This window comes from Pedobacter cryoconitis, assembly GCF_001590605.1.
GTDB classification, from domain to species: domain Bacteria; phylum Bacteroidota; class Bacteroidia; order Sphingobacteriales; family Sphingobacteriaceae; genus Pedobacter; species Pedobacter cryoconitis_A.
Genome location: NZ_CP014504.1, coordinates 1,933,640 through 1,956,664 on the forward strand (window position 1 = coordinate 1,933,640; position 23,025 = coordinate 1,956,664).

General features: G+C 37.4%; 23 protein-coding genes. 11 read left to right on the top strand and 12 right to left on the bottom strand.

The genetic code is table 11. The features are described from left to right. Window positions 1-11: 11 nt before the first annotated feature. The 10 genes from AY601_RS08230 (at window position 12) to AY601_RS08275 (ending at window position 8,957) form a co-directional block, all read left to right on the top strand. Window positions 12-590, top strand: coding sequence for an RNA polymerase sigma factor (locus tag AY601_RS08230; RefSeq protein ID WP_084359163.1), 579 nt, complete (start codon window positions 12-14; stop codon window positions 588-590). A 199-nt stretch (window positions 591-789) separates the two neighbouring features. Next, a complete protein-coding gene (locus tag AY601_RS08235) occupies window positions 790-1,356 on the top strand; it encodes a Crp/Fnr family transcriptional regulator (protein ID WP_068399069.1) in 567 nt (188 codons plus the stop codon). A gap of 67 nt (window positions 1,357-1,423) precedes the next feature. Continuing rightward, entirely contained in the window at window positions 1,424-2,005 is a 582-nt protein-coding gene (locus AY601_RS08240) for an NAD(P)H-dependent oxidoreductase (protein WP_068399073.1), read from the top strand. A gap of 45 nt (window positions 2,006-2,050) precedes the next feature. Beyond that, window positions 2,051-2,653, top strand: a complete 603-nt coding sequence (locus AY601_RS08245) for an ExbD/TolR family protein (protein ID WP_068399076.1) — start codon at window positions 2,051-2,053, stop codon at window positions 2,651-2,653. 61 nt (window positions 2,654-2,714) lie between these two features. Continuing rightward, window positions 2,715-3,623: a helix-turn-helix domain-containing protein gene (locus AY601_RS08250; protein WP_068399078.1), complete on the top strand. Its 909-nt coding sequence runs from the start codon at window positions 2,715-2,717 to the stop codon at window positions 3,621-3,623. A gap of 145 nt (window positions 3,624-3,768) precedes the next feature. Beyond that, entirely contained in the window at window positions 3,769-4,770 is a 1,002-nt protein-coding gene (locus tag AY601_RS08255) for an aldo/keto reductase (RefSeq protein ID WP_068399085.1), read from the top strand. A 70-nt stretch (window positions 4,771-4,840) separates the two neighbouring features. Further along, window positions 4,841-6,634, top strand: coding sequence for a DUF885 domain-containing protein (locus AY601_RS08260; RefSeq protein WP_068399088.1), 1,794 nt, complete (start codon window positions 4,841-4,843; stop codon window positions 6,632-6,634). 371 nt (window positions 6,635-7,005) lie between these two features. Continuing rightward, the gene (locus AY601_RS08265) at window positions 7,006-7,629 is read left to right on the top strand and encodes a Vat family streptogramin A O-acetyltransferase (protein WP_420480561.1); all 624 of its coding nucleotides are present in this window, start codon (window positions 7,006-7,008) and stop codon (window positions 7,627-7,629) included. 92 nt (window positions 7,630-7,721) lie between these two features. Beyond that, window positions 7,722-8,300, top strand: coding sequence for a GDP-mannose pyrophosphatase NudK (nudK, locus tag AY601_RS08270; RefSeq protein ID WP_068399090.1), 579 nt, complete (start codon window positions 7,722-7,724; stop codon window positions 8,298-8,300). Window positions 8,301-8,309: 9 nt separating this feature from the next. After that, window positions 8,310-8,957 (top strand): HAD family hydrolase, encoded by a 648-nt coding sequence (locus AY601_RS08275; protein WP_068399093.1) that lies wholly within the window; start codon window positions 8,310-8,312, stop codon window positions 8,955-8,957. Window positions 8,958-8,964: 7 nt separating this feature from the next. Here the strand turns inward: AY601_RS08275 and AY601_RS08280 are convergent, their stop codons facing one another. After that, on the bottom strand, window positions 8,965-9,633 hold the full coding sequence (locus AY601_RS08280) for a class I SAM-dependent methyltransferase (RefSeq protein ID WP_068399097.1): 669 nt from the start codon (window positions 9,631-9,633) through the stop codon (window positions 8,965-8,967). A gap of 180 nt (window positions 9,634-9,813) precedes the next feature. Next, window positions 9,814-10,290, bottom strand: coding sequence for a GAF domain-containing protein (locus tag AY601_RS08285; RefSeq protein WP_068399101.1), 477 nt, complete (start codon window positions 10,288-10,290; stop codon window positions 9,814-9,816). Window positions 10,291-10,487: 197 nt separating this feature from the next. Between AY601_RS08285 and AY601_RS08290 the strand changes: the two genes are divergently transcribed. Then, window positions 10,488-10,739 (top strand): hypothetical protein, encoded by a 252-nt coding sequence (locus AY601_RS08290; RefSeq protein WP_068399108.1) that lies wholly within the window; start codon window positions 10,488-10,490, stop codon window positions 10,737-10,739. Between the two features lie 297 nt (window positions 10,740-11,036). Here the strand turns inward: AY601_RS08290 and AY601_RS08295 are convergent, their stop codons facing one another. From AY601_RS08295 to AY601_RS08340, 10 genes are all read right to left on the bottom strand, one after another. Continuing rightward, window positions 11,037-13,049 (bottom strand): sensor histidine kinase, encoded by a 2,013-nt coding sequence (locus AY601_RS08295; protein WP_068399110.1) that lies wholly within the window; start codon window positions 13,047-13,049, stop codon window positions 11,037-11,039. 253 nt (window positions 13,050-13,302) lie between these two features. Continuing rightward, on the bottom strand, window positions 13,303-14,286 hold the full coding sequence (gene nrdF, locus AY601_RS08300; RefSeq protein ID WP_068399113.1) for a class 1b ribonucleoside-diphosphate reductase subunit beta: 984 nt from the start codon (window positions 14,284-14,286) through the stop codon (window positions 13,303-13,305). 41 nt (window positions 14,287-14,327) lie between these two features. Further along, window positions 14,328-16,418 (bottom strand): class 1b ribonucleoside-diphosphate reductase subunit alpha, encoded by a 2,091-nt coding sequence (nrdE, locus tag AY601_RS08305; RefSeq protein ID WP_068399115.1) that lies wholly within the window; start codon window positions 16,416-16,418, stop codon window positions 14,328-14,330. Window positions 16,419-16,422: 4 nt separating this feature from the next. Continuing rightward, window positions 16,423-16,785: a class Ib ribonucleoside-diphosphate reductase assembly flavoprotein NrdI gene (gene nrdI, locus AY601_RS08310; RefSeq protein ID WP_068399117.1), complete on the bottom strand. Its 363-nt coding sequence runs from the start codon at window positions 16,783-16,785 to the stop codon at window positions 16,423-16,425. A 22-nt stretch (window positions 16,786-16,807) separates the two neighbouring features. Then, window positions 16,808-17,050 carry a thioredoxin family protein gene (locus AY601_RS08315; RefSeq protein ID WP_068399121.1) on the bottom strand — a complete coding sequence of 81 codons (243 nt, stop codon included), beginning with the start codon at window positions 17,048-17,050 and terminating at the stop codon, window positions 16,808-16,810. Window positions 17,051-17,317: 267 nt separating this feature from the next. Further along, complete coding sequence (locus AY601_RS08320) at window positions 17,318-18,127, bottom strand: hypothetical protein (RefSeq protein WP_068399123.1); 810 nt, start codon at window positions 18,125-18,127, stop codon at window positions 17,318-17,320. Between the two features lie 209 nt (window positions 18,128-18,336). After that, complete coding sequence (locus AY601_RS08325) at window positions 18,337-19,065, bottom strand: (Fe-S)-binding protein (protein WP_068399124.1); 729 nt, start codon at window positions 19,063-19,065, stop codon at window positions 18,337-18,339. Between the two features lie 27 nt (window positions 19,066-19,092). Next, complete coding sequence (locus AY601_RS08330; protein ID WP_068399126.1) at window positions 19,093-19,806, bottom strand: head GIN domain-containing protein; 714 nt, start codon at window positions 19,804-19,806, stop codon at window positions 19,093-19,095. A 16-nt stretch (window positions 19,807-19,822) separates the two neighbouring features. Further along, window positions 19,823-21,715 (bottom strand): RecQ family ATP-dependent DNA helicase, encoded by a 1,893-nt coding sequence (locus AY601_RS08335; protein WP_068399128.1) that lies wholly within the window; start codon window positions 21,713-21,715, stop codon window positions 19,823-19,825. A 10-nt stretch (window positions 21,716-21,725) separates the two neighbouring features. Continuing rightward, window positions 21,726-22,916 carry an NAD(P)/FAD-dependent oxidoreductase gene (locus AY601_RS08340; protein WP_068399130.1) on the bottom strand — a complete coding sequence of 397 codons (1,191 nt, stop codon included), beginning with the start codon at window positions 22,914-22,916 and terminating at the stop codon, window positions 21,726-21,728. Between the last annotated feature and the right edge of the window lie 109 nt (window positions 22,917-23,025).

A 23,025-nucleotide genomic window follows, 5' to 3' on the forward strand; every position in this document is an offset into this window, starting at 1 on the left:
AAGCTAAATTAATGCTACTAAAACATGTCACTTACAACTCTTGGAATGATGCTCAATTAGTCGCATCAATGACTGCAGGGGATAAGGCTGCTTTCGATGAGATTTATGAAAGATACTGGAATAAACTCTATAATGAGAGCTACAAAAGATTAAGAAGTATAGAGCAGGTCGAAGAACTTGTTCAATCCGTTTTTGTAGACCTGTGGTCCAAGAAAGAAAGAAAAAACATTGTAAATATCTATGCCTATTTGATTACGGCTGTTCGCTACCAGGTTTTCATATTGTATAAAAAAGGCCAGACCCTGCCTCAGTTTGAAGAACCTTTAGATGACATGGTACACTCCTGTTCAGAAGCTGATTCTTTACTCAACGAAAAAGAAATCAGAAATTATATAGCCGTTTGGCTAGCGATGCAACCTGAAAAACGTGGAGAAATATTCAGAATGAAATTCATGGAAGAAATGACAACCAGGGAGATTAGCGAAAAGTTAGGACTCAGTCAGAAAACCGTCCAAAATCAAATTTTAACAAGTCATGCCAGCCTAAAACAGTTCTTAGAAAGATTAATGGTAATGATGTCTGTAATGTAATCATCCTTAAAAATAATTCATTTTCGTGTGCACTTATTGGTCATGGAGAGCTGAAAATCACTCAGTTCTAAATCCTGTCTTCTAAGGATTTCACCTGACACATTAGGTGTAATAATTGGTTGTAATTACTGTATTTATTTTACCCATAAAATATTGTTACTTTCGGCATTTATCAACAGGAAAAACAGATCAATACAAAATGATAAATGACTTTTTAAAAAGCTTCGGTATACTAACAAATGCTGACATCCATGATTTCCAGCACCTTGGCATAATAAAACATCTTCAGAAAGGAGATTTCTTTATCAGTGAAGGAAAGTCATGTAAAGAAGTCGCCTTCATTAAAAGTGGAATATTACGCTCTTTTTTCACTCCGGAATCAGGAGAAGAAATTACTTACTGTATTACCTTCCCTAATACACTAATGACCGCATATTCTTCATTCATCACTTCACTCCCTACTTTGGAAAATATACAAGCCATGGCCCCCTGTGAATTATTAGTGATACAAAAGACAGACATTGATCAGTTAGCTAAGTCCAGCATAAACTGGATCACATTCTTTAAAATAATTGCAGAACAACAATATATAGAACTGGAAAAACGCTTATTTCTTTTTCAAAAAGAGAAAGCTAAGAAGAGATATATGGATCTTCTTGAAAATCAGCCAACCTATGTTCAGCAAATTCCATTACAATACCTCGCTTCCTACCTTGGGATTACCCCAAGACACCTGAGCCGTTTAAGAAAGGAAATCGTTTTTTAGACAAATGTCCAGTAGTTAGCATAAACCGCCTGATACCTTTGTCCTGATTTTAAAAACACAGGACAAAATGAATAAGAATATTCTGATCATCAACGGGCATCCGAATAAAGAAAGTCTCAATTACGCATTGACAAATGCTTATCAACAAGGCGCAATCCAATCTGGTGCACAGGTAGAGGTGATTCATATCGGTGAATTGAATTTTAACCCTAACCTGCAATATGGTTATACAAAAAGGATAGTATTAGAACCTGATCTGCTCGCCAGTCTGGAAAAGATTAAAAAAGCGGATCACCTGGTTTGGATCCACCCTGTTTGGTGGGGAGGTCTGCCAGCAATGATGAAAGGTTTTATTGACCGTTTATTTCTGCCAGGTATTGCTTACAAATACCGGGAGAACTCCGTTTGGTGGGATAAATTATTAACTGGCAAAACTGCCAGGATTATTACAACCTTAGATCAGCCAGCCTGGTATTACTGGATATTTTACGGAAATCCCAGCGTAAATCAGTTAAAGAAAAGCACTTTAGAATTTTGCGGGATTAAACCTGTTTCGGTAACCTATATCGGAATTGTAAAGACCGCAGCAGAAAAACAAAGAGCAAACTGGATAGCGAAAGTTTATCAATTAGGTGAAAAACAAAAATAATCTACCATCCTTTTCGAATTACAGAACACTTATTTTAATTGAATTATGCCTAGAATTAAAGTTAAGCGCAGCGCTTTAACAGTCGACATGACTGCTATGACCGATGTCTCCTTTTTACTACTTACCTTTTTCATTTTAACTGCAGTTGCTAAACAGCCAGATCCCCTGGATGTAAAAATCCCTTCCTCTACTTATAAATTAAAAGTTCCGGAAATTGATATTGCTATTCTGACCATTGGTAAAGGAAAAGTATTCTTTGAGGCTGCAGGACAAGAGGTAAGAATTTCCATGTTAGAAAAAATGGGCGCACAATATCGGATTGACTTTAGTCCGGAAGAGAAAAAGAGATTTAGTGTGATCAGTTCTTTTGGCGTCCCTGTTCAAAGCTTAAAAAAGTTTATCAGCATGGACGCTGCCAAAAGAAAGGCATCGGGATTGGAAACGGGAATTCCTGCTGATTCAGCAAACAATCAATTGGCAGACTGGGTACTCCATTCCAGAAAAGCAGTCGCAGAATTGCATGCCACCTCCATGCGGGTCAGCATCAAAGGAGATGCCGCGGAAGAGTATCCGGCTATCAAGAAAATTGTAGACATCCTTCAAAAGCAAAAGATCAATAAATTTAGTTTATTAACCAATCAGGAATAAAATTAGTTGAATATTTTAGTATAAATATGAATATTCCCGTTTGATTTTTATAAATTACGTAATGAAGTCAATTGAGAGTGTTCAGGAATTTTATACACGTGTACCCTTGGCAAATCCATTGGGGTTAACTTTGGACAATGCAGGATCTGGTCACTTTAACGTGTTTTCCAGGGCAAATTGTTCGCCAGTTACTCCTTACAGCAGAAGGGATTTTTATAAAGTATCTTTAATTATTGGTACAGGTAAAATACATTATGCTGATAAATGGATTTATATAGACAGGCCAGCCCTGTTATTCTCCAATCCTATAATTCCTTATTCATGGGAAGCAGAATCAGCCTTACAAGAAGGTTGGTTCTGCCTCTTTACGGAAGCCTTTATACAAACCGGAGAATATAAAGAGTCTTTACAAGATTCTCCTTTGTTTAGTATTGGCAGTAATCCTGTGTTTTTCATTGATGAAATTCAGCAAAAAGAAATATCAGAGTTGTTTATAAAGATGACAAAGGAAATTACTTCAGATTATTTGCATAGGTATGGTTTATTGCGAAATTATCTGCATCTGATCATTCATGAAGCCATGAAAATGAATCCAACAGAGAATTTCGAGAAACACGTGAATGCATCTTCAAGAATTACTTCGCTGTTTCTGGAACTTCTGGAAAGGCAGTTTCCTATAGATACGCATCATTTATGCCTAAAATTAAAGACTGCAAATGATTATGCCAGAAGCCTTTCAATTCATGTGAACCATTTGAACCGCTCTGTAAAAGAACATACAGGAAAAACAACAACCGATCATATTGCTGCAAGAATAACCAGAGAAGCCAGAGCTTTGCTCCAGCATACAGACTGGAATATTTCGGAAATTGCCTATGGCCTTGGATTCGAATATCCAGCTTACTTTACTAATTTTTTCAAAAAAAACGCTGGCGTTTCTCCAATTGAGGTCAGGCATACAACAGTCTGATCAAAATAAAACCATAATCTGATTAAAATAAGAACATGGTTTGATCAAAATAAGAACACAGTTTGATTATTATAATCATCTATTTGAATAGTATAACTCATCCCCCTATGTGTGTGCTAACTTTGGACTATCAAATCTGATCATTATGAAATATAGAAATCTAGGAACAACTAAAGAAAAGCTATCGGCTGTAGGACTTGGCTGTATGGGAATGAGTTTTGCATACGGACCTGTTGATGATACTGAAAGCATTGCAACTTTACATAAAGCTCTTGATCTTGGGGTAAATTTCTGGGATACTGCGGATGTTTATGGTAATGGAATAAATGAAGAGCTGATCTCCAAAGTATTAACAACTAACAGAGAAAAGATATTTATTGCAACCAAATTTGGATTCCGCTTTCAGGACGATGTTAGTAGCCCGGGCAATACAAACGGAACTTATTTTGATGGCTCACCAGCATGGATGAAAATTGCAGTAGAAAAAAGTCTGAAAAGATTAAAAATCGATACTATAGACTTATATTATGTACATCGTGTTGACCCCAATATCCCTATCGAGGAAACTGTAGGTGCAATGGCCGAACTGGTAAAAGAAGGGAAAGTACGCTACCTCGGGTTAAGTGAGGCTTCTCCGGCCTCTATCCGAAAAGCACATGCAGTACACCCTATTGCTGCTTTACAAAGTGAATATTCTTTGCTAACCAGGGATGTTGAAGCTGAGATATTAGGTACAGTACGGGAACTTGGCATTTCTCTGATCCCTTATTCGCCATTAGCACGGGGCCTGGTGACCAATACATTGGACATAAATTCATTGGCAGACAATGATTTCCGAAAATCATTACCACGTTATCAGCAGGGAAACCTGGATAATAACGCAAAATTGATTAGTGGATTTGCTGCAATAGCGCAGGATAAAAACTGCACACCGGCACAGCTTGCACTCGCATGGGTATTGGCACAGGGCGAAGATATTATACCGATCCCTGGCACTAAGAAAAGGAAATATTTAGAAGAAAATGCAGCTTCTGTTGATGTTGATTTATTAGCAGCCGATTTAAAAGCTATTGATGAACTTATTACACGTTTTCCGGTGAGTGGCGAGCGCTATAGTGAAGGGGCTATGAAATTAGTGAATAATTAAATTCACGCTAATCGTATTATATGTGATATTTTCTTCCGATAATGGCCTAAATTCATTTTACCGTTATCCTATGACTAAACCACAGACAATAATTTACGGATTAAGTGTATGTTTATTTGCTGCAATCCCGTTTGCAGCAAATTCACAAACCAAAGCACCCCATACTGACAAAACATGGATACTTCAATCTAATAAATATACAGAAGAACTCGTCAATCTTGACAAAAAATACACTCCTGAATATGGCTCTTCCCAAGGTTTGTCAGCATATGATACACTGATCGTTGTGCCCACTCTTGCCAATGAACTGGCAGAAAGAAAAGAAGGAGAACTACTGGCCTCAAAATACAAAGCTGCTTTACAAACAGAAAATAACATTGCTGTTAAACAAGATCTGAACATCCTGATTTCACACTTAACCATGGGATTTAAGAATCAGGATTTTGAAACTAAAAGAAAAATACCCTTTCTAAACGCAGCCAGTACTATTTATGAAGGCTTGCAAATTTTACTGGATGACCAGACTCCTGAACCAAGACGCGCTGCTGCTGTGATCCGTTTACAGAAATACGCGGGCCTTACAGCTGGTTATCAACCTTTAACCTCCATTCTGAAAGCACGTGTTTTACACCAGATGGAAGGTGAGCATATGATTTATCCTTCCCGCCAGCAAATGGAAGTTACTTTATCACGTAACGCCAGTATTATTGATGGTATCGCAGACTTGTTTAAGAAACACAAACTTACAGGATGGGAAAAACCATATGCTGTACTTAAAAAACAAGTGGAGGAATACGACTTGTGGACAAGGAAAAACGTAATGCCTAAAGCCCGGAAAGATTTCAAGCTGACTAATCAGGAATATGCTTTACAGTTAGAAGAGTATGGAGTTGATATAGCACCAGATCAATTGGCGAAAATGGCTCATCAGGCATTTTTAGAAATTCAGCAGGAAATGAAACCCATTGCAGAACAGATTGCCAAACAAAGAAACTGGCCTTCTTCAGATTATCGTGATGTAATCCGTCAACTGAAAAAGGAACAAATATTAGGAGATTCTATCATTCCTGTTTATGAAAGACACCTGAAAGATATAGAAGTTATCATCCGTGAAAAGCAATTGATAACTTTGCCTTCACGTCCTGCTATCATCCGTCTGGCGAGTGCTGCTGAGACAGCGCGTTCTCCCGCTCCGCACATGATTCCACCTCCATTCCTGAATAATACAGGTCAGCGTGGTGTATTTGTATTGCCATTAAATATGCCACCAGCTCCTGGAGAAAAAGTGACTGATAAATATGATGATTTTACTTTTGAAGCTGCTTCCTGGACATTAATTGCACATGAAGCCCGTCCGGGTCATGAATTACAATTTGACAAAATGGTAGAAGAAGGAGTTTCTCAAGCACGTAGTTTATATGCTTTTAATTCAACCAATGCTGAAGGATGGGGATTATATGCAGAGTATATGATCAGACCTTACATGCCACTTGAAGGTCAGTTAGTTTCTTTGGATTACAGATTATTAAGAGCTGCCCGTGCTTTCCTTGATCCTGAAGTACAAACTGGGAAAATCACACCAGAAGAGGTAAAAAAAGTACTGATGGAAGAGGTTGTACAATCATCCGCAATGGCGCAACAAGAAGTAGAGCGTTATACCATTAAAGCACCCGGACAAGCAAATAGTTATTTTTATGGCTTTACGAAAATGATTGCTTTAAGAAAAGATACAGAAGATGCTTTAGGTGCAAAATTCAATGCCCTTCGTTTTCATGATTTCATCTTGTCACAAGGCTTACTTCCGCCTGCATTGATCAGGGAGGCTGTATTAACGGATTTCATACCAGCAGAAAGAAAATTGTAAAAACACATTGGGATGTGAAGGCATTTGTTGACAGCGTTTATATTAAAATGCTGACAGCATTTATATTAAGATAGAATTCCCGGAAAAGAATTTGCCCGAACCTTTTTCCGGGACGCAGCATACTGGTTATAGAAAGCACACACATGAATCTTTTAAGTTTCAATGTATCAAATCTTATGAGCTGGAGTACGGTGATCTAAACTAGTATTTTATATGCATGTCTTTTGGAAAGTGCTGATAAAATCTGTTTTATACGCGGGTTATGAAATGATAAAGGTCAGAATTTTTATTTAATTAGTTTTTCTATTAATTTAGCGTGATTTCAAACGCTCCGCAGCCCAGGTCAAACTAAGCTGCAAGAAAAATACATGATGATGAAAGGACCCGATAAAGACGAGAAATACCCGATAAGCCATTATAATAGACTCTGTTTTTTGAAGAATATCATCACCAGTCCCAATATAATTGTAGGGGATTATACCTATTACGATGATTTTAAGGATGTTTATAATTTCGAAAGGAATGTAAAGTATCATTTTGATTTTATCGGGGATAAATTGATTATCGGTAAATTCTGCATGATTGCTTCGGGCGTAACTTTTATTATGAATGGGGCTAACCACAAAATGGACGGGATCACAGCATATCCGTTTAATATTTTTGGCAATGGCTGGGAAAAAGTCACCCCTAAAATGGAAGAACTACCTTTTAAAGGTGATACCATTGTTGGCAATGATGTTTGGATTGGTTCAAATGCGACGATTATGCCCGGAGTTCATATTGGAGATGGTGCCATCATCGCGACAAATACGACAGTAACCAAAGATGTAGCCCCTTACACTGTTGTGGGAGGCAATCCGGGTAAAGAAATCAGAAAGCGTTTTTCTGAAGAAAAAATAGAAGAACTTTTAGAGTTGAAGTGGTGGGACTGGAAAATTGAAAGAATCACGGAGAATCTTCACGAACTAACGGGCCCTAAATCGCGGTTTCTGTAAAACAACTCATTTCCAAAAAACTGAATAAATGGTAATTCTCATTAGAATATGCTCTTTTCTGTTTAATTTGCGTTTAAAACTGGATATAAATAATGATTGATAACGTAAAGATAATAAACTCGGAAATCCTCTCTGATAACTGGTATACACTTAAAAAGATAACCTACCAATATTCATTAAAAGATGGCACAATACAAACACAGGACAGAGAAGCATATGACCGTGGAAATGGCGCAGTAATTTTATTGTATAACAAAGAACAACAGACTGTTATCCTCACCAGACAATTCAGATTACCTACTTATATTAATGGAAATGAATCGGGATTACTGATTGAAGCCTGTGCCGGCCTTTTAGATAAAGACAATGCCGAGGACTGTATCAAAAGAGAAACAGAAGAGGAAACCGGCTATAAAATTACTGAGGTACGCAAAATATTTGAGGCTTATATGTCCCCAGGCTCCGTGACAGAAATTCTACATTTCTTCATTGCAGCTTATACCAAAGAAATGAAAATACATGAAGGAGGCGGATTAGCACATGAACAGGAAAACATCGAAGTGCTCGAGATTTCTGTTGATCAGGCAATGGCCATGGTGGAAAATGGAGAGATTAAAGACGCAAAAACAATTATGTTACTGCAATATGTAAAACTTCACCAGATTGTGTAGCTCCTGCTTATGAAGAAATTCGATGCTATAATTTATGATTTGGATGACACTATTTTTCCGACAGGAACGATTACGAAAGAAGTTGTAAAACCAGTTTTAGATGCCATCGTTGACTATAACGATGGTACGCTTACAGCTGACATTCTACAAAAGGCATTAGCAGACTGTTACAAGCATTCCCTAAGGGATGTGGCAATGTTATACGGTTTCAATAGAAAAATGCATGAAGAGGCCGTAAAAGCCTTCTCTGCTTTAAAAATAGATTACCAGTTACAAACCTATCCGGATTATCCGTGCCTCAAACAAATTCCGGGTCTCAGATTTTTGGTAACTTCTGGTTATACTGGGTTTCAGCAACTCAAGATCAGAAATCTGGGTATTGACAAAGATTTCCAGGAAATATTGATTCATGACAATGAGAAGAGCAGCTTTCTCGGAAAGGTGGAACTCTTTTTGCAAATTCAGGAGAAATACAAACTTAAAGCTGGAAATGTTATGGTAATTGGTGACAACCCCGTTTCTGAAATCGCTGCTGGTAACCAACTTGGAATGGTAACCGTCCAGGTGTTAAGATTGGGAGTAATTAAAGACGAAACTGCAAAATACCACGTAGCGGATTTCAATAAACTTTTACTTAATCATTTCACAAATAGCTAATTAATTACTATTTAACTGCGTTGATCAGGATAATTTCCCGCTCCACTTCCATACCCGCAGAATTGCTCCTGACCATTTCTTTGTGAAGGTGTACCTCTAAGATCTCAAAACCACTGCCGATTAATAATTCTTCTGCCTCTTCTCTGCTGTATAAATGAAAGCCATATTGGGTAAAGGGAAGTTTCTCCATGAATTCACGCGGAGCGAAGGTCAGGATGAATATACCACCTGGTTTAAGTACTCTTCGTATTTCAGTAGCATAAGCTTTTGGATCTTTCCAGAAATACAGCGTGTTTACAGTAAATATTTTAGTAAAAAAGCCATCAGCAAAGTTTAGCTGCATTCCATCTGACAACGAGAAATCAGCTCTACCGCAAGCAACAGCTGTTGTGTTAAGCTTGATAGCTTCACTGATCATCAATGCTGATATATCAACTCCATAATAGAGTAAATGTTTCGTATTTGCTAACAGGGAAATAACATGTGAACCATTGCCCGGCCCTATTTCCAGGATCACATCATTAGACTTCGGAGACAGCCCTGCAATAGTAAGCCCAATCATGTTTCCATTATTGACAGCCATCGCTTCAGCGGTCTTTATACCTTTATCCCCGCTAGGGCAACCTAACTGACCAGCTATTTCTTTAAAATCGGGCTTATTAGAGTGATCGGACATCAATGCAGGATTAACTTTTCGTGATTTGTACGTGTATTACCCGTACTCTTTTGTACGGGTAACCAGGATTTAATAAATATTACTGAACAGTATGAATTTGCTGCTTTGGTACGACAAAGGTAAGCTATTTAGAATGATTCTACACCAGTAAATCCTTTCTTACACTCTAATGACAATTCGCTAGGGTTTAATCAGGCTAATTATCTGATTTAAATACTTTTCATCTACTTCGTCAAATTTAGCTAATTTAGCACTATCTACGTCCAATACACCAAATACAACGCCATCGTTAAAAAGTGGCAATACAATTTCAGACCTTGAAGCTGAACTGCAGGCAATATGTCCAGGGAATTTATCTACATCCTTTACGATGAATGTTTTAGCTTCCTTCCATGAGCTTCCACATACCCCTTTACCAGACTTTATCCTTGTGCAAGCGACCGGGCCTTGAAAAGGGCCTAAAACCAGTTCTTCCCCTTTCACCAGGTAAAATCCAATCCACAGCCAGCCAAACTGTTCTTTTAATGCTGCGCTGATGTTCGCAAGATTAGCGATCAGATCATCCTCTCCGCTTATTAAAGCTTGAATTTGCGGAATCAGTGATTGATATTGTTCTTCTTTACTTTCTGTCTTTATAATCAGGAGATCTTCTGCCATTATTCTGGTTTCTTTATAATTTCTTTTATTGTTTTAATGCTGCTTAATCAGCGTCTAAAATTAAACAATCACCTAGATATCGATGTAAAGGATTGGTAATATTATAAGCGCCGCTTTAAAATTTAAGAGAATTATTTGTTTGTACTCCTTTTTAGCTGCAACTTCGTCAAATTTTAACAGCAAATTTAATTCTTCTTATGAGAGTAATCGCCGAACTGCCACACCCTGAATGTAAGATCACTTTGTTCAATATGAACCAAAAATATATTGTAAAATTTGAGCAGGGAACTTTTGAACAGAGTTACAAATTGTCTGAACTTGACCTGACCGGAGGAGGAGCAAATGAAATATTCCAAATGCTTGATGATACATTTATTGCCACAGTAGTAGCACGTTTCAAAACGATGCGTTCGGATTTTTCAGCTGCTTACAAAAGACAAGAGTATTAGTTGATACCAATATCATAACTAATTGTAATACAAAACAATAAAAATCAATACGGAATAATATTCTGCATTTTAACAGATTTAGATTCCAATCTCATCACTGATTATTCTTATAAATATATCAATACTTTAATACATAATATATAACATAAAGAATAACAGCAACTTAAAAATGTGAACAATATTATATTTTGCCACCAAAAACCACAAAATATAATATTGTTTTCATCTAAACAAAGGTTTTCATTGCTTAATCCAAGCTATGAAAAAATTGCCTGTAGAAAAATAAATCAGCAGAAATTATCTGTTTACAGCGGTAATAATATCAGCTTTAAATTTGGGTAAATTGAAACGAAGTACCACACGGCCCTCCTCTTTACTTGCCTTTAGCAAGCCATTATTCTTCTCCACAAAATCACGGCACAACTGTAATCCCAATCCGACTCCCTGTTCGTTAGAGGTTCCATAGGAAGGCTCCGAACCTGAATCTTCGGCCAGCTGATTTATATCCAGAATACCAACCACAGGATTACACACATCTATATAGATGAAGTGCTCATTACCCCATATTTTTAAGTGGATATGGCCGCCTAATGGTGTAAATTTAATCGCATTGTCAATGAGATTACGCATCACCAGGTTAATCTGATTTAAATCCGCATAAACATCTTCTTCATCAGTGATGATGAGTTCAGTAGTCATATTCTTCCGCTTAATAAGTGGTTGATAAACCAGCATCAGGTCATTTGTTAAAACCAGCATATTGAAACGTGAAGGCATAGTATTGATACCTTTCAACTGGCTTTGCGCCCAATACAAAAGATTATTTAATGTATTATGGATATGATCAAAACTTTTACGACTATCGTTCAGTAGCATTTTCACTTCTTCAAGTGATAACAAATCCAGATCATTCAGAGAATACAAACTTATCAGACTATTAAAAGGACTGCGTAAGTCGTGAGCTATAATAGAAAAAAGCCTGCTTTTATCTGCATTCGCATCTTCGAGAGACTTCACCATCTTCCGCAGCGACTTTGTTCTGGACTCCACTATTTTTTCCAGCCGTTCATTCTGAGTACTGATCAAATAGAGGTTCTCTTCTTGAATCCTCAGCTTTTCAGACTGAATAACTAGTTGTTCGGTAGTTAGTTTTTTCAACCTGTCTCCCATAGCCAGAGATAATAAAAGCAGCTCAAAGATAAAACCTAATGGAGCAAACCTAAAAGATATTTCACTGTAAATAAATACATTAGACAAACTCAACACAACCCATACTGAAGTTAAACATACAAATGCCCAGGCAATGATATAATACAGAGCCGGCTTGTATCCCTTATAATAAACAACAACACCTAACAGCCAGATCGTCAAAGACGATGTTCCGGTTAAAACCTGAACGAGTATGGAACAATAAGACTTATAACCAAGCAAACATAAGATTATTGTAAAAATCCAGCAACCAATCAGCAATCGAATGAACTGTTTTGACTGTGGCAACAGAACCTTTAAATTTAAAAAACTGCGGGAGAATGCAATACCAGCAATACTTCCGATTCCAAGAAACAGATAGGGATAGGTATTAACAAATATCCTGAAATCATATCCTAAATAATAGCTATACCCTCTAAAATAGCAAACCATATAGATGAATAAGGAAAGAATATAAATACTATAATAAAAATAGGCCTTATCTTTTGAGCGGATAAACACAAAGATATTGAAGAATAACAGTGCCACCAGGATCCCTATATAAATAGACTCCACCCGCTCTGTTGAATTAAGCCCCTCTATCAGTCGTTCTGAAACTGCCATTTTTAATGGAACAAGAAGGATATTATCAGTACGTAATCTAAGATAAATATCCTGTGGCACAGCATCATAATTATACTCAGGTAAAGTAAAAATATAATTATTAGCAGCTATTAATCCAGGATTTTCAGGAGCAAGACTGCCGGTATGAATTTTATTAAATGAACCAGAAGCACTACGACTATAAAAGTCAATAGATTCTATACTTGATACATCAAGTATCAGATAGGCTTTTTGCCGGTTTTGGTTTCTATAAGAAACTTTTATCCAGAAAGTGGAGGAAGAATTTCCAAAATTAAGTATATCAGTATTGGATTTTAAGAATTCACCACTTTTCCTTTTCTCTACAACCTGATCTATGTTTAACCGACCACTAGTATCAATTAAATAACTTATAGACTTACCAAGGCTTAAATAAGGCAAATCCTGGTTTACAGTAATTACCTGGCTATAAGCAGCGGCTGATATAAAAAAAGGAAGTAAAAAGAGTAAGGAGCGCATTAGTAATTCTATCCAGCAAATATAGGGTAATTAGATTTAAAGAGGAATAGAACTTTAGCACTATTTAAGCAATAATATGGGATATTTTAATTAAAATCATTCTCAATATAAATAACACAATATGCTATAAAACAATCATATATATTATCAAAAAAAAATCAAATCAAAATAAAAGCCCAACACTGAAACAAGCGGCCAACTATCGTGTATAGAAAAAGTTGGGATTGAAACAGCGTTGGACTTATCTTATTTTTTAGAAAACAGGATCTGTATCCATATGGAAGTCTTCATCTCTTAAATAAAGTATTTCCGTGCTTTTTTCGTAGTTAGTAGATTTCTTAGAAAAGAAGTCATGTTGTGTAGTCTCACCATTTAATCCATTTAAAACAATAGAGTTAACAGCTTTTATCTCAAACAACTCTTCAAATCCAAGATTCATCATTGCTTTATTTGCATTGTAACGAACGTATTCTTTGACATCAGCAGTCAAGCCAACTTCAGTGTATAATTCATCAGTATATTTCAACTCATTCTCATACAATTCCATCAAAAGTTCAACTAATTCTGTTTTACTCTTTTCAGGATTCGGTAACTTTTTGTATACATCCTGAGCAAGCAGACCAACAAACACACCATGGATAGATTCATCAGCAACAATCTTCTTGATGATATCCGCACTTGCTACCATCTGTCCTTGTCCGGCAAGCCATAACGGCATAAAAAATCCACTGTAAAATAGAAATGATTCCAGCAATACTGATGCTGCAAGCCCCATAAATAACACTTCGTTACTTACTATAGCCGCATCCAGGTTCCTGTAATATTTATCGATTGTTGATGCTTTAAATTGAAGGAGCTTATTATTTTCTACCCAATCAAATAACTCGTTAATCTCTGCTGTACTGTTAACAGTTGTAAAAATAGTAGAATATGATTTCGCATGAATAGCTTCCATCATACACATAAATGATAAGACTGCTTTATTCTGCAGGCCATCAATATGATCCAGTAATTTCGGCATACCTGTATGGCTCTGAATAGTGTCCAATAGGGTTAAACCACCTAGTGCCTTTTTATAAGCTTCCTGAAGCTCAGGACTTAAAGATTTCCAGCTGTCTATATCTTTGGAAGGGATATATTCTGTATCGATCCAGAACTGACGCAGGTTCTGCTCCCAGAACATGCCGGCGTAGTCATTTTCCGGTGTATTCCAGTTTACTGCTTTATATTGACTCATTGTGGTCTGATTTAAATCTTATAAATTAATTAAAAAACTGATTATACCGAACAAGAAACACATTCATCAATTGAAGCTTTACGGGTACGGGTATAATACAAGGACTTCAAGCCCATTTTATGTGCATAGATATAATACTTTGCAATATCACGTGTACTATCTTTTGTATTGGTATGCAGAATTGTTGAAATCCCCTGATCCACATGCTTTTGAATAACCGAGATTAAACGAAGTACATTCTTCTGATCCATATCGTAAGCCGATTTATAAAAGAAATAGTTATCATTGTCGAGATAAGGCATCGGATAATAAGTCGTGCTATCTCCATACTCTCTAACCTCAATTACATCCACCACAGGCATTACTGACGCTGTAGCGTTCATAATGTAGGATGTAGATTGATTTGGCGCTATAGCGAGCCTGTAAGCGTGGTATAATCCATGTTGCTTCACCTGATTCATTAAATCAGTCCAGTCCGCTGCAGAAGGAATAGTCATCCCTTCGAATAAAGTTGCAATTTTAGCATTTAAAGGAACAATGTCCTGAGCAACATAAGAAGCAAAATAATTTCCATTTGCATATTCTGAAGCTTCAAACCCTACAAAAGTTTCATTTTTCTCTTTTGCAATCTCCATTGAGCTCTGAATAGAGTAGAAATTAACCATCATAAAGAAGACATTACAGAAATCGAGCGCTTCTTTACTTTCATACATAATGAAATTTTTAGCCAGGAAACCATGTAAGTTCATCGCACCCAAACCAACACTATGTAATTCTTTATTCGCTTTTTGCACAGAAGGCACCATAGCGATATTGGTCAGATCTGAAACCACTGTAAGTGATCTCATAGCAGTTTTAACTGCCTCTTTGATCCTTTTATTGTCCATCACCGTTGCAATATTCAAAGAACCCAGGTTGCAGGAAATGCCATAACGTATTTTATCTTCTTTACCGTAAATCTCAATATCCGAAACTTCAGAGATCTGCATAATTTCGGTACAAAGATTGGAGAATTTAACGTTTCCAAGATCTTTCAGGGCATGTCCCCTGTTTGCATTCCCTTTAAAGAACAAGTAAGGATAACCGCTTTCTTTTTGGGTTTGCGCAATTTTCACCATCAGGTGACGCGCATTGATCTTTTTCTTTTTGACAAGAGGATTGGTCACCAGCTCTTCATACATTTCATCCATATCCATTTCATCCAGATATTTACCATATTGTTTCAATACAGTATGGGGATGGAATAAATAACAAGCTTCATCTTTTTCGGCCAGTTCCATGAATTTATCCGGAACAACTACCCCGATTGAAAGTGATTTAATTCTTACTTTCTCATCCACGTTGATCTTTTTGCAATCCAGGAATTCTTCAATATCTGTATGGAAAACATTCAGGTATACTGCTCCTGCTCCCGGACGCTGCCCTAATTGATTGGCGTAAGAGAAAGTATCTTCCAATATTTTCATAATCGGTAAAACACCGCCTGCACGGCCTTCCACGTCTTTAATAGCCTCTCCTCTGGCACGGATCTTCGATAAATTAAAAGATACACCACCACCAATTGAAGATAATTTCATCGCAGAATCTATTGCATAGCCAATACCATTCAGGTTATCTCCGATTTCATCCAGAAAGCAGGAAACCAGCTCACCGGAGCGTTTCTTGCCTGAGTTTAAAAATGTTGGTGTTGCTGGCTGGTACTCCTGATTGATCAGCATTTCTGCATAAGATTTTGCCTCAGCAACATCTCCTCTCGCTAAAAACAAAGATACCGCGACAACACGGTCTTCATAACGTTCCAGGAATTTCTCCCCGCTATCATCTCTCAGGGCATAACTCTGAAAGAATTTGAATGCACTCATGAAAGACTGGAATCTGAATTTCTTTGCATAGACAAGGTCATAAACCTCTTCCATTTGTTCAAAAGTATACCATTGATAAAAATCAACATAATATTCCTGTTCTATCAGGTAATCTATCTTTTCTTTTAAAGTATAAAAAAAGACAGTATTCTTGTTTACATAATCCAAAAAATAGGAACGAACAGCCTCTTTATCTTTATGAAGGCTGAACTCGTCGTCATTTTTAATCATGATCTCATTATTTAATAAGATCCACTTTTTCGTTACCATATCATTAGCCCTCTATTTTTTCTATAAATTTTTGGATATCTGCCATTGTTCCTGAAAGCTCAAACTGCATCAGGATGGGTAATTTAAACTGATTTGAAATCCTGATAGCCGCCATCGCGTAATTAGGTCCCCAGTTTTTGTTTCCACTGGAAGAGATAGATTTTATCATACTGCTGTTTTCGTCCAGAAAACGTAAAGTAGAAACCGGAACTTCTCCGAATCCTGTAGTATACGTAATCAGGTGTCCTTCATGTAGTGGCTCCAAAGCCTCATCTATCTTTTGAATTGTCCAGTCACGGTGTAACTTCAAACGGTTTACAAATCGCTCCACATTACCGGTTTTACTATCATAATAAATCCAGGTCATCAGCTCTGCTTAATGAATGAATTTATACTGCTACCAGCACAGACAGTTCATCCGGCTTAAAACCTATAACGCGGGATAGCTCCTGCTCTTGTTCTAATAAAATTACTGTAGGTACCGAACGTACCCGGAACTGCATTGCCAGCTCTGGCTCATTGAAAGGATTGATAGTCTCATAGACAATACCTTTTCTATCAAGATATTCTGAAACCATATTGCATGGACTGCAATCGTCTTTTTCGAATTTGATTATTCTTTTTGTACTCATTTGGAAGGTTTTTATGTAAATCAGCCCTCTTGCCGACCTATTTTAGCGGAGCCCAAAAATGCAAAATTCTACTTAGACAGATTCTAAATGTTATCAACACTGGTGGAAAAGAGAGTAATAATTATGACTGATTATTTACTGAAAAACCAATTAAATTAGCTAAACTTTGTAAACGTTTTTTCGCAATTCACTAGCAGGAAGAGTATTGCGATTTATTTGATCAAAATCAATTCATCTTTGTGAATTAAAAGCGAGTGTTGAAAGTTATCAATTCCATGATCCATTTCTGGAAATACGTGTTAATTTTCTGCGTAAATCCAATTTGACATGAAGCTGTTCCTGGCTAATCAAAATACCCGTCCGGGGTAAATCAATATCTTCGGCATTGATCTCTTTGTACTGGATATTTTTTGCCTCTATGTGAGTCCCTTTACTTTCAATTGCGAGCACCGCCCCTTCAGTCCATAATACTGGATTTGGAGAAAAATCAAAGCCTAACTCATTGGTATACCACAGGGTAAGCTCTTCAGTAGTTTCTTTTTCTACGCCCATAACTTTATGCTTGACTGTAGTTTTGGCAATTACCTGATGACAAGTAAATCCTAATATTTGTTTGACTTCATCCGATTGAATATATTCAATTACAGGAACAATCTGGCCAGTCCCGAATCTCATTTCAGGTAGCAATCCCATTTTATCCTCCATCAAAAAGAGTGTATCATTCAAATCAAAAGCCTGAATCATCCGGTGCTCTTGGAAATCGTAATAATAATCCCTGCTAAAACCTCCTCCAAAAACGCCAAGACCATTATAACGGCCTCTTTGTGTACTGCTATTTCGAGTAATCTGTTGTTTATAACTGGCATGCAGCTGATCAAACTTCAATTCAAAATTAGTCACAGAACTTTTTGGCATCCGCGCAGTAGCCTCACTACTAAGCTTAATGCCATTTGCGGCAGTCAGTACTGCCGGATCAAAAGTACTTTCGAATAGTATAGTTCCTGATTTACCGGGCTGTGCCTCTACCCGGATTGAGAATACAATCAGGATGAAAATCACAATAAATAATTGTTTCATAACTAAACCTTGTCCTGCAAAAACAGTGCTAATTATAGTTTTGAAATGTTAAAAAAAGTTAAAGCTGGAAAGACAAACCAAACACAATAACTCTTTAATTTTCAGCAGCTTCAGTATGAATTTTAAGCGAAACGAGTCAATCTTATTTCCGGTATGTTTTTTTACCAGGAATAAAATCTGATGAAATTACAGCTAAAAAGAAGCATAAACTAATATTCAAGCCATCCGTTCGCCAGAACGTCTGCAAGATGCATGGTTTTGATAGCAAGTTTGTTTTTATCGATATATCCCTGCAAATGCATCAGACAAGATAAATCTGTCGAAATAATATAATCTGCATCCTGATCAAGGGCATGGTTTACTTTCTGCTCTGCCATGGCAGAAGAAATGGCATCAAACTTAACCGCAAAGGTACCACCAAAACCGCAGCACATGTCAGTATCTTTCATTTCCATCATTTCCAGTCCATGAACTTTTTCCAGCAGTAAACGAGGTTCTTCTTTAATCTTACACTCTCTTAAACCGCTGCATGAATCATGGTAAACAGCCTTACCCTCCAATTCTGCACCGAAATAATCCTTTTTAAGTACGTTGATCAAGAAATCAGAAAGTTCAAAAATATTCCCTTGCAGTGTCCTGCATTTATTATGGACATTAGAATTGGTAAAAAGATCATTAAACCCATTTTTCACCATTCCAACACAAGAAGCAGAAGGAGCTACAATATAATTAGCACCCGAAAAGTCGTTCAAAAACTTTGTACCAGTCTCTTTTGCTTCTTCCCAATAACCAGCATTGTAAGCTGGCTGCCCACAGCAAGTTTGTCCGGGATTGTAACTCACCTCGCAACCTGCTTTTTCTAAAAGTTTAACAGTACTAAAAGCTGTTTCAGGATATAACTGATCGACAAAACAGGGGATAAATAATTCTACTTTCATTAATAAATATTAGGATCGTACGGTGTACTAGTTTACTTTTTCCAGTTTAGCGACGCCAGATTTATTTTCATCTACTTTTTTAGGATTCCCTTTATAATAGATCGTCGTAGCGCCTGAAGTTTTCGCCTTAAGCTCATTCAGTACATTGATATTCAGCTTACCTACTCCTTCAACATCAAGGTTGTAAATACCTGTAATAAAATCAAATGCGTTCATCTGTATTACTCCTTTACTCTTTACCTGGTGTACACCTGCCTGTCCGATCAGGTTAATATGCGCTTCACCATCTGTAGTGGTAGTCAGCTTACCAGCATTCAACTCCAGGTTGAGCGTTGTTGCACCTGATGATTTAATATCCAGATCATTTACATTGATCCGGGATGAAGTATAAATATGGCTTGCCCCTTTTGCTTCAAGCGTTTTAAGCTCTCCGATCCCGGCACTCACAATAATAGAGTCCTTTCCGCAATATTTCTTCGGATCAAGTTCAATAACCAGTCCATTTTTATTCACTTCAGCTTTAATCAGTCCGATCACATTAGAATCTGCCTGTATATTCACTTTAAAACTGCTATCCTGGCGCATCAGTAATTTAATAGGCCCGTTTACTACAATTTCATTGTAAGGCTTCACTGTAAATTCTTTACTGGAGTGCAGACCTGAATCTTCTACACATTTAGTTTTACATGCTGTAAAAAGTAACGGCAGCGCTAAGCTAAATAGGAATAATTTCTTCATCATAATTTTTCAAGGTTTGTCAAAGGTAATAGTTTTTGCCGTCTGTTTTAATTTTACCTGCATCCAATAGCTCGCGAATGCGGTTTAGCTTGTCCTGATCGGTACCCGTTCTGATCTGATTAATCAGCGCATCAAGTGTTTGGGGCTCCGTTTGAACCAGCGTTGCAATTTCAAAATCTATCTTATCCTCCAGTTCTGCAAGGTCTTCATTCCTTTTCTGCGCTAAACAAACATCGCATACCCCGCACTGATCAGCATTCGGCTCATCAAAATAAGATAATAACTGGATACTTCTGCAAACAAATGTATCCGCATAAGCCAATACAGCACGGATCTGTTCAGACTGGATCTTTTTTCTCAATTCTATATATTTCACATCCGTATCCAAGTGCAGCAAATCTACTCTCGCGACTACAAACTGCATTTGAGGCTGATCTGTTTGCGGAAGATAAGAAATCAAGCCCTGCTCCTGCAAATTACTGAGCTGCCGCACCACACTGTTAAAAGAAATCTTCAATTTTGCTGCTATATCGCTTTCACTAATATTAGCATAATGGTCAAACATTCCGCCATAAGATCTTAATATCGTTTTAATCAGTGGATCGTAGCCCGAATTCTCAATTTGAAAACGATAAACATCTTCATTGCCCGCAGTAAATAATACACGGGAAGGCAGGAATATGTTTTCCGAAAGGGTAATATAACCATCATGTTCCAAAAACTTTAAAGCACCCATAGTTTTGATTACACCCAGCTTAAAACGCTTACAGAAATCAGCCAGATCAAAACTAAAGTTAATGCCCGCTCCTGCTCCATAAGCAAGTTGAAAATAGGTTCCTAAATAATGATAGGTCTTCTTGATTTCTTCTACAGATGGAAAACTATCCGTGTATTTCGCTTTCAATGCCAATTGATCAGCTGCATTAGCCAACAAAACAGCATAAGCCCTTTTCCCATCTCTGCCCCCACGTCCAGCTTCCTGATAATAAGCCTCCAGACTTTCAGGGAGATCCAGATGAACTACAAAACGAACATCAGGTTTATCTATCCCCATCCCAAAAGCATTGGTCGCGACCATAACCCTGATCTTATTCTGCTTCCACGCCTCCTGTTTTTTGGAACGTTCATCTTTTTCTATTCCTGCATGATAAAAATCAGCAGCAATCTGATTTCTATTTAAAAAAAGAGCAATTTCTGAAGTTTCACGTCTGTTACGGACATAAACAAGCCCACTACCTTTTACGTTTGTCACAATATCAATCAGTTTTTTGTGCTTATCTTCCAGGCCAAAAACCACATAACTCAGGTTTTTACGGGCAAAGCTCTGCACAAAAATATGCGGATCTCTCAGGGCCAGCTTATCTACGATATCTTCCCTTACAAAAGCTGTAGCAGTTGCCGTTAATGCGATAAAAGGGACTTCCGGATGGATTTCTCTCAATGCGGTGATTTGCATATAAGATGGCCTGAAATCATAACCCCATTGCGAAATACAATGCGCTTCATCTATCGCAATCAGGTTAACATTCATATAAGAAATCCTGGTTCTCACCAAATCGGACAATAAACGTTCCGGTGACAAGTAAAGAAATTTAACAGGGCCGTAAATACAGTTATCAAGCAAAATATCTATTTCTCTTTTACCCATTCCAGCGTAAATAGCTACGGCATTGATCCCTTTTGCTTTTAAATTCTCTACTTGATCTTTCATCAAAGCGATAAGCGGAGAAACCACGATACAAATTCCCTCTTTGACCAGTGCAGGAACCTGGAAGCATAAAGATTTCCCACCTCCCGTTGGTAAAAGTGCCATCACATCCTTCCCCTCCAATACGGCCTGGATGATATCCTGCTGTAAGGGTCTGAATGAATTAAATCCCCAATATTGTTTTAATACTTCTGTTTCGTTCATAAAAAATGCGCTATATCCCCTGTGCAATCACAAAGCCGCAAGCCCATGCCCATTGAAAATTATATCCACCAAGCCAGCCGGTAACATCTACACATTCCCCGCCAAAATACAAACCTGGCATTTTTTTACACTCAAGGGTTTTAGAAGATAACTCGTTGGTATCAATTCCGCCGCGCATAACCTCGGCCTTATCATAGCCTTTATCACCCGCTGGCTTCACTTTAAACAAATGAATGGTTTGATGGATTAATTCTAATTCAGTTTTCGTCAAAGAAGCCACCTGCTTGTCAACAGGCAGGTATTTATGCAGCGCATCGGTGAACTTCTTTGCATAATATCTGTTCAGTAAGGTAGACAATAATGTCTTTCCATTATATTTTCTTTCTTCTTCAAGCAATGCAGTAATATCTTCATGTGGCAACAGGTTGATATTGATAATTTCACCAGGCTGCCAATAAGAAGATATCTGCAACACAGCTGGCCCACTTAATCCCCAGTGGGTAAATAAGATATTCTCCTCAAATGAGATTTTATCATTACTGACTTCACAAAAAACTGAATTTCCAGAAAGTTGTGCATACCAGTCTTCCTCTTTTCCGGTAATCGTCAACGGAACTAACGCTGGCGCAGTATCTATAATCTTTAAGCCGTTTTTACGTGCAAAACGCAGTGCAAAATCTGTTGCACCCATTTTTGGGATCGGTAACCCACCAGTAGCAATGACCAGTTTCGGCGTATTCAAAGTATATGTTTTACCAGATTGCTGATAACTGACGCTATAAGAACCGTCGTTTTGTATAATATCAGTTACATCAGCATTGCATTTGATCTCTTGCCCAAAGTCTGAACATAACGTTGTAAATACGTCTACAATATCCTTTGCATTCTTATCCTCCGGAAATAATTGTCCCAATGTTTTTTCCTTACCATTGATTCCATAAGTTTCAAAAAAGCTGATTGTATCTGCGACTGTCCACTGTGTAAAGGCAGATTTACTAAAATGCTTATTTCCCGAAATGAATTGTTCGTCAGTAGCGAACCTATTGGTATAGTTGCATCTACCGCCTCCGGAGATTAATATTTTGGCTCCCGCCTTACTCCCTTTTTCCAATATAATCACCTTCTTACCAAGGTATCCAGCTTGTACTGCGCACATCAATCCGCATGCACCCGCCCCAATTATTATAGCATCAGCCTCCATCAAATCCGTTTATATTGTTATTTTTGTGCAAAATAAAGCCTGTTTAAATTTATAAGATAAAATTGTTTACAGCTTATTTTTGAGTGAAACAAAGTTAAATTCAATTTCG